Here is a 13211-nt window from a genome sequence, read left to right as displayed (position 1 = left end):
GTCCCCACGCGCCGGGGGTGAGTTAGGTTCGCAGCGCTAGCCCGGCGCGGGGGGACACGCGCCCTACACCAGCGAGCCACGCAACTTTTCTTCGCCTGCTCTCATCGAAGTCTATCAGCTCCGCGGTAACGAAAATGCCGGCCCGCATCTCCGCGCTGTTTTTTTTCGCCAAGGATGTCCGAAACACGATCGCTCGTTCGTCGTATTCATGAAACCGCCGCCAAACGAACCACCGTTGACCCGCAGTCGCGGGATCAACCAGCCAATAACTAAACGTCACTATGAGCACGAATACCAATCTGCCTGAATCGCCAAATCTACCGCGGGAACACGCCATCGTATCGCCCGAGCAATGGATCGCCGCGCGCCAGGCGTTGCTGAAAAAAGAGAAAGAATCCACCCGACTGCTCGACGAATTAAGCGCCGAACGTCGCCAATTGCCGTGGGTGAAAGTCACGGAGAATTACGTCTTCGATGCCCCCGGCGGCCCGGTCTCGCTGGCCGATCTCTTCGCGGGGCGCAATCAACTGATCATCTACCACTTTATGTTCGGGCCGGATTGGCAGGAAGGTTGCCCGAGTTGCTCCTTCGTGTCCGACCATTTCGGTGGCGCCCTCCCGCACCTGGCCGCCCGCGACGTCACGCTGGTGGCCGTCTCCCGGGCGCCGCTCGCCAAAATTGCGGCGTTCCAGAAACGCATGGGTTGGCGCTTCCAGTGGGTGTCGTCCGCCGGCAGCGATTTCAACGCCGACTTCCACGTGTCGTTCACCGCCGAGGAGATGGCGCAGGGCAAGGTCGACTACAACTACACGCTGCAGGAGTTTCCCAGCGCAGAAGCACCGGGTCTCAGCGTCTTCTACAAGGACGCCGCGGGCGATATCTTCCACACCTACTCCACCTACGGACGCGGCCTCGAGTCGCTCATGAGCACCTACCGGATTCTGGACATGGTGCCCAAGGGCCGCGACGAAGACCAATTGGATTTCTCGATGGCCTGGGTCCGCTACCACGATCGCTATGACACCAACGCATTTGCCGACGCGGACAAGCCCTACTGGCCCGAGACCGCGTCGACCGCCTCCGCGAGCTGCGGCTGTGGATCGGCGGAGGCGCAGGCGTGAACGCCCACCACTGCTGCCCGACCAGGACGCCACCCAGCGACCACACTCCCCGGCCCGCGCCATGGTTGCGCCGTGGCGGGGAAATCGCCGGCTGGATCGTTCCGACCGCAACGCTGGCCCTGCTGCCCAAGTGTCCCGTCTGCGTGGCGGCCTACGTGGCCCTCGCCACCGGCATCGGCATCTCCTTGCCCACCGCCACCTATTTGCGGACGATGCTGGTGGTCCTATGCCTGTCGTCGTTGGCCTTCATTGCCGCCCGACGACTGCGCGGTTTCATCGTGCGAAGCGCCAGCCCGCAATGACCAGCAAACAGCATCACGTGTAAGCTGCCGATCTTGTCCCGGAAATCCCGGTTCACGGCACCTTGCTGTATCAAGTGGGGTCGCTCTTTTTTTGACCATGAAGGACATGAAGAGCATGAAGCTCGGCCGAGGCACTTGCCTCTCCCTCTCCCCTTCATGCTCTTCATGCTCGTCATGGTGTCCTATCCGCTTTCAAGTAACACGCGGCTGGAATTTCGTCGCCAAACCGGAGCGGCGGGGCGACATAAGTGCCCATCATGATTTCGTTGCAACAACTGACGAAACACTTCGGCGGACAGGTCGCGGTGGACCACCTCTCCTGCGAGATTCCCGCGGGGCAGATCGTGGGCTTTCTCGGCCCCAATGGCGCTGGAAAATCCACCACGCTCAAGATGCTCACTGGGATGCTCGCGCCGACCGGCGGTACGGCCACGATCTGCGGCTTCGATTTGCAAAAGGACACGCTGGAAGTGAAGCGCCATGTCGGCTTCGTGCCGGAGTCGGGCGCCGTCTTCGAATCGCTGACCGGCCTGGAGTACCTGGAGATGGTCGCCGCGCTCTACGCCATTCCCGAGGCGGCGGCCCGCGCGCGCATCGAGCAATTCATCGCCTTCTTCGACCTCGGCTTCGCCACGCTCACGGACAAATTGCTCGGCGCCTATTCCAAGGGCATGCGGCGCAAAGTCGTGATCACCTCGGCGCTCTTGCACAATCCCCCCGTGGTCTTTTTCGATGAGCCGCTGGATGGCCTCGACGCCAATGCCGCCGTGGGCTTCAAGGCGCTCATCCAGACGCTGGCCCGCGAGGGCAAGACCATCGTCTACAGCTCGCACATTCTCGATGTGGTGGAACGCGTCTGCGACCGCGTCCTCATCATCGACAAGGGCAAGCTGCTGCTCGATGGCGAACCCGAGGCGCTCGTCGCCAGCAGCGGCGCAGGTACGCTCGAGCGCTTGTTCACGCAATTGACCGGCGGCACGGAGATGGAACGCCGGGCGGAGGATTTCGCGAAGACTTTCCGTCCATGACCGCCGGCTCGCCAGCCGCCGACGCGGCGCTCTCGTCGGACCGGGCCTTGCGCCGACTCTTCCTCACCTTGTTCCTGCGCGGCCGCAGCGCCCGCGGGCTGCGCAAGTCGGATGTCCCGCAATCCGTCGCTTCCAAGCTCTCGTGGACGCTGGTCCTCTATGCGGGGGTGGGATGCGTGGCGCTGGCTTTTCTCCTCGGGCCGGTCTTCCAGCTCTCGCTCTACCTGCACGGCACCACGATGGTCCTGTGCGGCATGTTCATCGCCGCTTCCGCCGGCGAGGTGCTCTTCAACAAGGAGGAAGCCGATATCCTGCTGCACCGCCCCATCACTCCTCAGGCGCTGCTGCGCGCAAAGATCATCGTCCTCCTCGAGGTTTCGCTCTGGATGGCCGGTGCTTTCAATCTCGCCGGGACGCTGGGCGGCCTCGCCGCACCCGGCGCCACGATCTTTTTTCCGCTGGCCCACATCATTTCTACCGTGCTCGAAGCGCTCTTCGGCACCAGCCTCGTCGTGCTCGGCTACGAATTGTGCCTGCGTTTCTTCGGCCGCGAGAAACTGGAAGGCGTGATGACCGCCGTCCAGATCCTGGTGGCCATTGTCGCCGTGCTCGCCGGCCAGGTTCCGCGCCTGCTGGGCTACGTCGATCTTCGCCACCAGCTCAACGCCTCCCCGTGGTGGCTCAACCTGTTGCCTCCCGCGTGGTTTGCCGGCTTCGATGATGCGCTCGCGGGCAGCGGCGCCGGCAAATCGTGGATCCTCGGCGCCATCGGCGTGTCTCTCACCGCGCTCGTCGTCTGGCTGGCCCTCGGGCGCATGGCGCGCCACTACGAAACGGGGCTACAGATGCTGGGCGAAGCGAACGCCGCCCCGCGCGCATCAGGTGGCCAGCGGCGCTGGCTGGACGCCCTCGTCCACACCCCACCCTTCCGTTGGTGGCTGCGCCAGCCCATCAACCGCGCCTCGTTTCTCCTCACCACGAGCTATCTCCTGCGCGACCGGGACGTGAAATTGCGCGTCTATCCCGCGATCGCCCCGATGCTGGTGATGCCCTTCCTCTTTCTTCTGCCCGGTCGCCACGAAGCAGTGGGGATCAGCAGCTTCGGCATCGCTTTTGCCGGAGGCTATCTCGGCATGGCGCCCCTCTTCGCGCTGAACCTGCTCCAGTACTCGCAGCAATGGCAGGCCGCCGATATTTTTCACTTCGCCCCGATGCCGGGACCCGCGCCCCTCTGCGCCGGAGCGCGCCAGGCGGTGACGTGTTTTCTCACCGTGCCACTCGTCCTCGGCTTCACCCTCATCGTGGTGTGTCTGCATCGCGAAACGACCAACCTTTTTCTGATGCTGCCCGGCTTGATGACCCTACCCATCTTCACCCTCATCCCGCATCTCGGCGGTCGCGCCGTCCCCTTCTCCAAGGCCGGCGAGGAAGCCAAATCCGCCCGGCGCGGGCTGGATCTCTTTATCGTAATGATCATTTCCGTCGGCCTGTCGTTTCTGTCGACGAGGGCCTGGGATGACGGTTGGTTCCGGTCGCTCCTCCTGGGCGAAGCTGCCGTGGCCACCATCGCCTACGTCCTCATGCGCCGTTCGCTAGCGTCCATGCGCTGGCCATCGGCGGAGTAGAGCGGTCTCCAAAAATAATTCCCAAATCGCAGAACATGCGCTGGAGGGCACCGCGCCGTCGGTGCTGGGAACTAACATTCACCACGGAAGCGACGGCGCGCTTCCCTCCAGAATCACTAGTCCGGAGAGCCAAAAGCCCGCCCACACAAGCCAGCCCGGGGCAAAGCGAGGCACGAGCTGGCGGTGCAGTCGGACCAGCCTCAAACTTTATTTTTGTGGCGCCTCGTGATAATCCCTTGGACGGATTTTGCACCCGGCGTCGTGTTCCGGATACCATGAAAACCAGCCGTTCCCTCTCCGCCTGCCTGCTCGCCCTCGTCGCTTGGCCCGTCCTGGGCTTCTCCGAGGATGTGAAAAAGGACACGCCGGCGGCTGCGGACGCTTCGCCACCGCAGATCATTGATGAGATCAACATCAAGAACGTTACCTACGGAGAACTCGCCGACTTGCTGCGTAAGAAAACCGGCAAGAACATCGTTGTCTCACCAGTGCTGCAGAAAGAAATGGCGCCGGATCTCGTGTTGCATCATGTGACCATTGAGGATGTGATGCGTCTGATGGGATTGGTCACTGGGCTGTATGCAGATACCTACTCCGACGACGACGACTGGTTTCTAACGCCGCCTAAAGACGCTTCGAGCGTGATCCAACAGTGGGCGTTCAGGGCCGAGCCAAACGAGACAAACGAAAAAATCTGCCGCGTCTTCAAGGCCAGCGCGAAAGAAAAGCTGGCCTCACCCCAGTTGGACCAGTTGCTCGCGAACATTTCCGAGGCGGCTCGAAAAGTCTGCGCAGTGAAGGCCAAGGCACAGGGGCGCCCGGCGGCGGAACCGCCCGTCATTGAAGCAGACGCCGGCACCGGCACCCTGATTGTGGCCGGCACGGAAAGCGATGTGCAGCTCGTTGGGCAGCTGATCCAGGCGATGGGCGGCAAAGCCGTCCCGCTGACGGGCGGCGTGACTCCATCGACCGGCAGGAAAATCTTCGACACGCGCGCCCCTCTGGTCACGCCGCAAGGCAAGCTCACGAGATCGGGCAGCCCGGACGGCACGAATGCCCTTGAGGACATGCGTGAGCAGATCGACGACCTGCGTAAGGAGATCCTGGGGGCCCGCATCGACGTTGACGACCTGAAGACGCTGCTCGCCCCACCGGGGCAGCAGCCCCCGCCGGACGCCGAGAAATGAGCAGGTTTTCTGGCCAGCGAAAGCATTCTGCCCATGCCCCACCCTATCGTGAAGGCTGCCCCGGCGGCGCCTTCCGCAACTCATCTATCTTATTTCACACACTCCACCCAATCCGCAGCGGCTCGTGCATCCCTTTGACGGATTTTGCACCTGTCGTCGCGTTCAGAATACCATGAAAACCTGCAAAACCAGCCGTTCCCTCTCCGCATGCCTGCTCGCGCTCTGCGCTTTGCCCGTCCTGGCTTTCTCTCCGGCGACCGCGGACGCCGCAAAACCAAAACCGCCAGTCATTGATACGTTCAACATCAAGAACGCTACGTACAGAGAAGTCGTCGACATGCTGCGCAAAGAAAGCGGCTCGAACATCATGCTGGCACCGGTGCTGGAGAACGAAATGGCGCCGGAATTCGTGTTGCGCCATGTGACCGTCGAGGGCGTGCTGGGTTCGATCTGCCGGGTCACTGGACTCGAATGTCTGCACGAGGAGTACGGGGATGAAATCTGGTTTCTAAAGCCGCAGAACGGCGAAGAAAACCAGCCGTGGAAGGCCGCGGCAAAGCAAAAAATCTGTCGCGTCTTCAAAGCCAGCGCGAAAGAAAAACTGGCCTCGCCCCAGTTGGACCAGTTGCTCGCGAATATCTCCGACGCGGCCCGAAAAGCCTGCGAAGTGAACGCCCGGGCGCAGGGGCGCGCCGCGGCGGAAGCGCCCACCATCGAAGCACACGCCGGCACGGGCATCCTGATTGTGGCCGGCACGGAAAGCGATGTGCAACTCGTGGGACAGGTCATCCAGGTGCTGGGTGGCGAAGTCGTCCCGCTGACGAGCAGCGCGATGACTTTGACAGCCACGAGCAACCCACTCGTCATGAAAGACGGGCAGGGCAATTTCGTCGAGTTCGAAGGCTACACGAATTTTGGGCGCCCGGTCGTCGCGACAGGCAAGGAGGGCACACGCCTCGAGATCACTGGCGGGAAATTGGACATGCTCCCCGCGAATGCGAGCGCCCCAGTCGTGGCGAAAGACAAGGAGGACTCGCGCAAGCAACTCGAGGTTACTGGCAATTTAACATTAGATGACACGAAAGCCAAAGCCATGGAGGACACGCGCAAGCAACTCGAGGCGGCGCGCAACCAGGTGAACAGCCTGGAAAAGCTGCTCGAACTGCTCAGCCAGCAGCCGCCGACCAAAGTGCTCACGCCACCTACGCCTCCCACGCCGCCCAGGCCGCCCAAGGCGAAATGAGGGAACTTTCCGCCAGCGAAAGCATTCTGCCCATGCCCGACCGCCTCGCGGAGACCGCCCCGGCGTCGCCTCTCGCCACCCTCACCCAGCGCATGGCGGCGGGCGACGAAGCGGCCTTTGCGGAATGGCATGGCATCTATGCGACGCGGCTTTTTCGCTACGTGCTCGTGCTGCAACGCGGGGATGAACACAGCGCCGCCGACGTGCTCCAGGAGACACTCTTGCGCGTAGCGCGCCATATCCGCCGCTTCGACGAGGAGCACGCCTTTTGGGATTGGCTGGCGAAACTGGCCCGCAGCGCAGCGGCGGATCAGGGACGCAAGCGGAGCCGATACCTGCGCTTCCTCGACCTCTTTCGCGCGCAGCCTCCCGCGCCGGCCCCGCCGGAACGCGAGGCGCTGGCCGCCGCGCTGGAGGCCGCGCTCGCCCAGCTTCGCGAGGCGGACGCGGCCCTGCTGCGCGCCAAATATGACGACGATCTCAGCCAGCGCGATCTCGCCGCGCGCCTGGCGATCAGCGAAGAGGCGCTCGAATCGCGCCTGCGGCGCGCCCATGCGGCGCTCCGCACCCGTGCCTTCCAAATCCTCAACAAACATCAGCCATGAAACATCACGACCTTTGGAACGATTCGCTCGATGAAGCGATGCCCCGTGACCTCGCAGCGGCGTCGCTCAAGGCCATGCAAAGTGCGGCGCGTGGCCGGAAACGGAGGCGTCGGATCGCCGGCGCCGCCCTTCTGGGCCTGGCCTGCGCCGCCGGGGCTCTGGTCTTTTGGCCGAGCCCGCACACCCAGCAGCCGGTGACCAAACAGTCGGGGCCCCCAGCCGTGGCGATCGCCGCGAAAGTCCCAGCCCCGCCCGTGCGTTACCTCAGCGATGACGAGCTCATCGAGCATCTGAATGCCGCCGGCTACGGTGTCGCGATCACGCAGAATGGCGGTCATGAACGGGTGCTGCTCGTCCCGCAGGTGGTAAGAATCGTCCCAAGCCGCCGTTGATCGTGCTCCACGAACGAACACCACTCTTGAAACCCGAATAACTGAAATCAACGAATCCAAAACACCAATGAAAACCACCATCCACACACTACTCGCCACCATCGCCATTTCCCTCACGGCTTCCGCCTCACCGGCGCTGCTCGTCGAAATCACCACTGCTGAACATCATGCCAATGTCGTCAATGTCGTCAAAGGCGTGTTGACGATTCCAAGCGTCACGGTCGAGAGCGGCAAGCAAACAACCATCCAAATCGGCAAGCTCGAATACGCCGTCACTCCTACTCTTCTCGACGACGGCACCGTTGATCTCAGCGCCACCGTGACCCAGGGGGACGACAAGAAAGCTGAGAAGCTGGTCGTTCCGAGCGTCAAGACTAAACTCGGGAACGGCGTAGACATTCAAATCGGACAAGTCGCGTGGATTACGATCAAGACATCGTTAGCGAAGTGACGGCGTCACATCGCCATCCCGTCTGATCCGACCTTCGCCAGAAAACCCAAGGGACCACGAATGGGTGCTGCTCGTCCCGTTTGAACGAAGGCCGAATCTATCCAAAACAGGAACCCTCTTATGTTTCGCATCCCCACGCTCACACTCATTTCATTCCTCGCTTTGCTTGCTTTCCCGCCTTTGGGCCACACGCAGGAGCCGCCGAGTCTTCTGACGATGATTGCCCAATGGAAGTATCCGGATTCAAAAATGAACGGAGCCACGCTGGGTGATGCCGCGACGCTGAACGGCGCTGGTGAGCGGACGGTCCAGTCGATTCTATACAAGACAGTCCTGACCACAAAAGACCCGCTGCCAAAGGTCGTCGAATACTACAAGAACAAGCTGATGCCCCCGGCCGGTTCCAAGGCAGCTAGCGCGGAAGAGAAAACGGCTCCGGCCTCTGGTCGATCAGTCATGTTCCAGGACGATTCCGAGGGGCGCCCCGTCGCCATTCACGTCATCCACGTCAACACGGAGAAGGCCTCAACGACACTCGTCATCGGCCGTGCGGCGACGGAATCAGAGACTCATATCGCATGGACGCACTACCTAAAGCTCTGAACAGCATGAACGCGACACCGACCATGCACTGTCCTGATTGCCGAGTAGAGCTACAAGCAATCAAGCTCGTCGCGCCGACAAGCCTTGGCTTTCGTGGTGAACCCGCTGCACATCGCGAATTGGAGTATGCCGCGCTGGAAGCCACTTCCACGGGACGCTTCCTCGGACGAATCCCGTCACTAGGTTTCGTCTGTGGTTTCATTTGCCCGGATTGCGGACGAATCAACTTCTACGGAGTCGGCCATGAATCAAAGACCAACGTCCAGCTATGAACTTCGATCTCCTGTTCTCTAAGCTCAACTCCACAGCACGACGCCTGCGCACCCTATTGTTCCCGGTGGTGATCGTCCTGCTCCACCTCGCGGCGGCGTCTGCGGATGCTCTCGATTGGGGAGTGAATATTCACGATGGCGGCAGCGATCCGCAGGCGATGGCGGGCCGGCTCGCGGAGCGGAATCTGAAATCGGTTCGCATGGACCTCTTTAGAAACGATCCGGCCCGCCTGGCGACATTCCGGCGTGCCGCCGCCGTATTCAAGGCGCGCGGCATCAAGATCCAGGCGGTGATCTACACCGACTTCACTGCGCGACAACGACGCAATCAGGATCTGGCCGCAGATCTGGCGGAGGTGGAACAAACTGCCTACCAGCAGACGAAGAGCCAGGTGGAAGCGACGAAGGATCTCCTCCATGACTATGAGTTGGGGAACGAGACCACTCTGGGCACTCCCCACATTCTGGCCGACGGGGCTACGGGCCAGAAAGCCACGGATTTCGATACCCCGTCCGGCCGTCTGCAAGCGGCGGCCTTGAGAGGGATGTCGAAAGCAATTCATGATGTCGGCAACTCGTCCAAACTCCCCCTCCGGGTCATCCTGGGCACGGTGAACCGTCATTGGGGATTTCTGGCTTACATGCAGCAGCAGGGCGTCCTGTTCGACGTGATCGGATACCATATCTATCCTCAGGAGCAGCAGGCCCCGCTCGATCAAGATCCCTGGTTCGGCCCCGGCGGGGCGCTGGGACAGTTGGCCCCGTTCAAGAAGCCCATCACCATCAATGAGTTCAACGCCGGCGAGATCTACGCCGGAACTCCGGGTCACCAAGGAGCGGATTACCTGAATCGCGCTGGAGACCCGGTCACCGAGAAAGGCTACAAGGGCCTGGATAAGCACCTCAAGGAGATCCTCCGTCAAAGCGCCGCCAAAGTGGAATCGATCCTCTTTTACGAAGTGGCGGATGAACCGAGCAAGAAGCCGCCCGAAAACCGCTTTGGCCTTTACTATGATACCGGGCTGCAACAGCCCAAGATCAGCCTCTTACTGGCCACTTCCTATGCCGGCGGAACTCTCTCTCCAGCGGAGAGGCAGGAATTGACCTCTCGCGGGATCGGGATTCTCCCGGCGCCATCCTTTCCTCGATAAAGCGATTGGCCCCGCGAACTCACCCGACCCGGTGTTCAATCGGTCCTTCCCGCTTCATCCTGCGCGCCTGCCATCATTCGCAGGGCTACGGTGCTTCCGCGGGCGCGCCGTTGCGCAGGATGTCGAGCTGCTTGTCGCGCCATTCCGGCGTGCCCCAGCGCGTGCCGGGCGCGCCGTCGATGCACAGCGTATCGCCCGCATCGAGCAACACGCGCTGCACTTCCACCGGATCGACCGCGCGCGGTTGCACGCCGTGCTGCACAGCCAGCGCGGCGATGGCGCCGACCGCCTGGCCCATGAGCAGCGTGTGCGGCTGGAGACGCGTAGCACCATTGGCCATGCGCGATTGCGAAAGATTTTTCTCCGCCGGCAGGAAGCCATCGATCTTCTCCGGGATGAAGCACTCGAAGGGAATCGCGAAGGGGCCGACGCCGTGCTCGCCGAACTTGTGCGGAATATCCGACTCGTGGTCGAACTCCGGCTCGAGGTACGGCACCGTCATGGAGCCGTGCAGGTCGACCGCGTAATCGCCCAGCGCCACGGTGTGGGCAAAATGGACGGGCGACCCGGGTTTGCGCTCGAGTTCATGCGCGGTCAGCGTGTGCAGGCCGATGATCCGCCGGCTCTCCCGCGTGTAGGGGATGATGGAGAAATGATAGAGCACCGCGCGGAACGGCGCGAGCGCGGGCTGGTCGGCGATCCAACGATCGATCTCCGCGCGATTGTAGGGCGTGTCGTATCCTTCGTCGTTCGCCACCGCCCAGTCGTTCCGCACTTTGGTCTGGATATAATAGAGCAGTTGCAAGGTCTTGAGCCGCATCTCGCGATTCGTCGCCTGGCGCGCGGCCGGATCTTCGATCTCGGCGACGCTCGAGTGGTAATCGTTGCCGGAGTTGAGATGGGTGCGGGTGATCGGCGGTGAATCGCCGGGACGCGAGCTGTCCGGCATGGCGCGGTAACCGATGTAGGTGGACCAGGTCCACGGCTTCCCTTTGATGTCGATCTGGTCGCCATCGACCAGCATGCGCGTGAAGTTCGCCGCGACTTTGTCGGTGTATCCGGGCGGAGCCTGCGGGATGAGCAGTTCCTCCGGCACGCCGTGCGGATATTGCTTCACGACTGCCGTCCACGTGTTGTCCTGCACATGCGCCGCGGGATCGAGGGCGTCGCTGGTGTGATTTCCCGCGCGGTAGCGCGCACCGGTGAGCGGAATGACATCGCCCCACTCGGTGGCGTCGACGAGGACTTTGCTGGTGATGGTGTGCGCTTCGCGGCCGGCTTCAGTGACACTTTCGATCTCCACGCCCGTGACGGTATCTCCCTTGCGCGTGACCTTGGTGACCCGCGTACGCAAAGCGAGATCGAGCACTCCCTGCCCGCGCGCATCGCCGAGCAGCACGTGCAACAGGCGCCGACCGACGCGCGGCTCCACGCACACATGGCCATTCCAGTAAGCAGTCAGATAGTTAATACCGAGGGGCTGATAGTACGAGGCGATGAGGCCGCAGAGTTCGCGGTAAAGTCCGCGCTCGCGCACCAGCGTCACACCTTCGTCCATCGAGGTGACCGCCGCGGCGTTCATCTGCCCGCCGATCCAGTCGGTCTCTTCCAGCAACAGTACCGAACGGCCCATGCGCGCGGCCTGCACCGCCACGCCCACCCCGCCCGTGCCCGCACCGGCGATGACGATGTCGTAGCTGCCCTTGAGTTTCGCCGGCGGTGTCGCCTCCAGCGGCGCGGCCTTCGCCGACTTCGGCGGATCCATGGGCAACTGCGCCGCGCAGCGATTGAGCACCGTGGCCACATTCGCGCCATTCATGGTGGCGCCCGGCGCGGTGCCCGCGGTCCATGCATCGGGCGCGCTGATCACCCCGTGCTTCACCAGGACGGTGATCGCTTCGTCCGTCGTCTTCGCCGGATCTTTGAAAACCTTGGTCACCTCCACGAGCATCTTCGCGACCTTCGTGCTCTCACACTTGCCGGCAGGAATCGCGTTCTGCAGCCAGTATTCCGGCTCGCTCAGGAATTGGTGGGCGTGCAACGCCGCGATGCTTTCGTCCGTGCGGTCGAGCCGGGCGGGCGCGGCCGGTGAGGATATTTCGGCCAGCAGGAAAAGCACGGCACCTGCGGCGAGCACGGTGACGCGTTTCATTAAAAGCATCAGCGGGGAATCTTTCATGGGGATTGAGTCATTCAGCGAAGGCGAGCCAGACGAGAAAGTCAAAACAGGCGTTTCTATCTCAGCCTGTGGCGGATGCGACTTCATCACCTACCGCTTGGCAATTGTTTGGAATTAAATTTTAAGGGGTCTCCCAAACACGCGCGACATTTCCAACGACCAGCTTCACATCCTTGGTATCGAGCGTGATGGTCACTTTGCCGAGGTTGCCCACCATCTTCGCTGCGGCGACCGATCCCGTGACCGGCGTGCCGATCGCCTTGCGATCCACACCCGCCGGAGCGACGCGCACTTTCATGCCGGGCTTGAGCTTGTGGCTCAAGTCGCCGCTTTCCTGAAAGAGCGTGAGGTCCACGCTGTTGCCGTCGAGCTTGTCCACATAACCCGGTGAGCCTTCTGCCTGGAGGCGCTTCGCCTCCGCGGCCTTTTGTTCTGCCTGAAATTTCAGCAGGCTTTCGTCGTCGAGGAAGACTTCCCAGCACATGCGCACTTTGCCTTTGCCGATGCCGTGGGTCTTGGTGCGCAGCTTGTCGCCGATCTGGATGTCGGCGAATTTCACCGGCTGGCCTTGCTTCCAATAGCGCGTGTCCTTGTCGGTCTCGATGAGGATGCCTTTCTCGCGCACGTAGCTCTTGTCGAAATTAGCCTCGGTGCACTCGAGTTCGCCTTTGCCGGCGTCGATGCGGTCCACGTAATAGTATTCCTTGTGACCGTTCAGGAAATTCATCTCGTCCTGGATGTAGGTGAGCCACACCCATTCGCCCGCCGCGTTTTCGTGCAGGCGGAAGATGGCACGCTCGCCGACGCGAAAATCCGGCAGATCGCCAAAGGCCGCGTGGTGCAGCAGCTCGGCGTAGGGCAACACCGTGAAGCTCATCACCTGGTCGGTACTTTCCTGCCGGAATTTTCCAGTGCGCGTAGCGAGATCGAGGCTGATCAATTCGCCCCAAATCCGCCGCATCGCGTCGGTCGGCACGATGACCCGGCCGGGATTGATTTTCAGCACCGGCTTGCTCGCCTTTCTGGCGCGCAAGCACTCGTTAGGCACATCG

14 protein-coding genes are annotated in these 13211 nt (G+C 62.1%); 12 read left to right on the top strand and 2 right to left on the bottom strand.

The genetic code is table 11. The features are described from left to right. Nucleotides 1-281 precede the first annotated feature (281 nt). The 12 genes from ABJF10_RS22480 (at nucleotide 282) to ABJF10_RS22425 (ending at nucleotide 9980) form a co-directional block, all read left to right on the top strand. Nucleotides 282-1121, top strand: a complete 840-nt coding sequence (locus tag ABJF10_RS22480; RefSeq protein WP_348546857.1) for a DUF899 domain-containing protein — start codon at nucleotides 282-284, stop codon at nucleotides 1119-1121. Next, nucleotides 1118-1423, top strand: a complete 306-nt coding sequence (locus tag ABJF10_RS22475; RefSeq protein WP_348546856.1) for a hypothetical protein — start codon at nucleotides 1118-1120, stop codon at nucleotides 1421-1423. Before ABJF10_RS22480 ends, ABJF10_RS22475 begins: the two co-directional genes overlap by 4 nt. 257 nt (nucleotides 1424-1680) lie before the next feature. Continuing rightward, on the top strand, nucleotides 1681-2451 hold the full coding sequence (locus tag ABJF10_RS22470; protein WP_348546855.1) for an ABC transporter ATP-binding protein: 771 nt from the start codon (nucleotides 1681-1683) through the stop codon (nucleotides 2449-2451). Then, a complete protein-coding gene (locus tag ABJF10_RS22465) occupies nucleotides 2448-4076 on the top strand; it encodes a hypothetical protein (protein WP_348546854.1) in 1629 nt (542 codons plus the stop codon). The genes ABJF10_RS22470 and ABJF10_RS22465 overlap by 4 nt, the downstream gene beginning before the upstream one ends. A 275-nt stretch (nucleotides 4077-4351) precedes the next feature. Beyond that, a complete protein-coding gene (locus ABJF10_RS22460; RefSeq protein WP_348546853.1) occupies nucleotides 4352-5263 on the top strand; it encodes a hypothetical protein in 912 nt (303 codons plus the stop codon). A 172-nt stretch (nucleotides 5264-5435) separates the two neighbouring features. Next, nucleotides 5436-6506, top strand: coding sequence for a hypothetical protein (locus tag ABJF10_RS22455; RefSeq protein ID WP_348546852.1), 1071 nt, complete (start codon nucleotides 5436-5438; stop codon nucleotides 6504-6506). 32 nt (nucleotides 6507-6538) lie between these two features. After that, nucleotides 6539-7111: a sigma-70 family RNA polymerase sigma factor gene (locus ABJF10_RS22450; protein ID WP_348546851.1), complete on the top strand. Its 573-nt coding sequence runs from the start codon at nucleotides 6539-6541 to the stop codon at nucleotides 7109-7111. Further along, on the top strand, nucleotides 7108-7503 hold the full coding sequence (locus tag ABJF10_RS22445) for a hypothetical protein (protein WP_348546850.1): 396 nt from the start codon (nucleotides 7108-7110) through the stop codon (nucleotides 7501-7503). Before ABJF10_RS22450 ends, ABJF10_RS22445 begins: the two co-directional genes overlap by 4 nt. Nucleotides 7504-7570: 67 nt before the next feature. Continuing rightward, entirely contained in the window at nucleotides 7571-7954 is a 384-nt protein-coding gene (locus tag ABJF10_RS22440) for a hypothetical protein (RefSeq protein ID WP_348546849.1), read from the top strand. Between the two features lie 120 nt (nucleotides 7955-8074). Further along, nucleotides 8075-8557, top strand: coding sequence for a hypothetical protein (locus ABJF10_RS22435; RefSeq protein WP_348546848.1), 483 nt, complete (start codon nucleotides 8075-8077; stop codon nucleotides 8555-8557). Nucleotides 8558-8562: 5 nt separating this feature from the next. Next, nucleotides 8563-8829 carry a hypothetical protein gene (locus ABJF10_RS22430; protein ID WP_348546847.1) on the top strand — a complete coding sequence of 89 codons (267 nt, stop codon included), beginning with the start codon at nucleotides 8563-8565 and terminating at the stop codon, nucleotides 8827-8829. Further along, nucleotides 8826-9980, top strand: a complete 1155-nt coding sequence (locus tag ABJF10_RS22425) for a hypothetical protein (RefSeq protein ID WP_348546846.1) — start codon at nucleotides 8826-8828, stop codon at nucleotides 9978-9980. Before ABJF10_RS22430 ends, ABJF10_RS22425 begins: the two co-directional genes overlap by 4 nt. An 85-nt stretch (nucleotides 9981-10065) precedes the next feature. On the opposite strand, the gene ABJF10_RS22420 is transcribed toward ABJF10_RS22425, so the two are convergent. Both ABJF10_RS22420 and ABJF10_RS22415 read right to left on the bottom strand, forming a co-directional pair. After that, nucleotides 10066-12159: an FAD-dependent oxidoreductase gene (locus tag ABJF10_RS22420; protein WP_348546845.1), complete on the bottom strand. Its 2094-nt coding sequence runs from the start codon at nucleotides 12157-12159 to the stop codon at nucleotides 10066-10068. Between the two features lie 121 nt (nucleotides 12160-12280). Continuing rightward, nucleotides 12281-13211, bottom strand: a 931-nt coding sequence (locus tag ABJF10_RS22415; protein WP_348546844.1) for a hypothetical protein, incomplete at its 5' end; no start/stop codon positions are given.

It is taken from the genome of Chthoniobacter sp. (genome assembly GCF_040003245.1).
Classification (GTDB): domain Bacteria; phylum Verrucomicrobiota; class Verrucomicrobiia; order Chthoniobacterales; family Chthoniobacteraceae; genus Chthoniobacter.
Note: the sequence above shows the minus strand (reverse complement) of the source record. Positions and strands in the feature narration are given on the sequence as shown.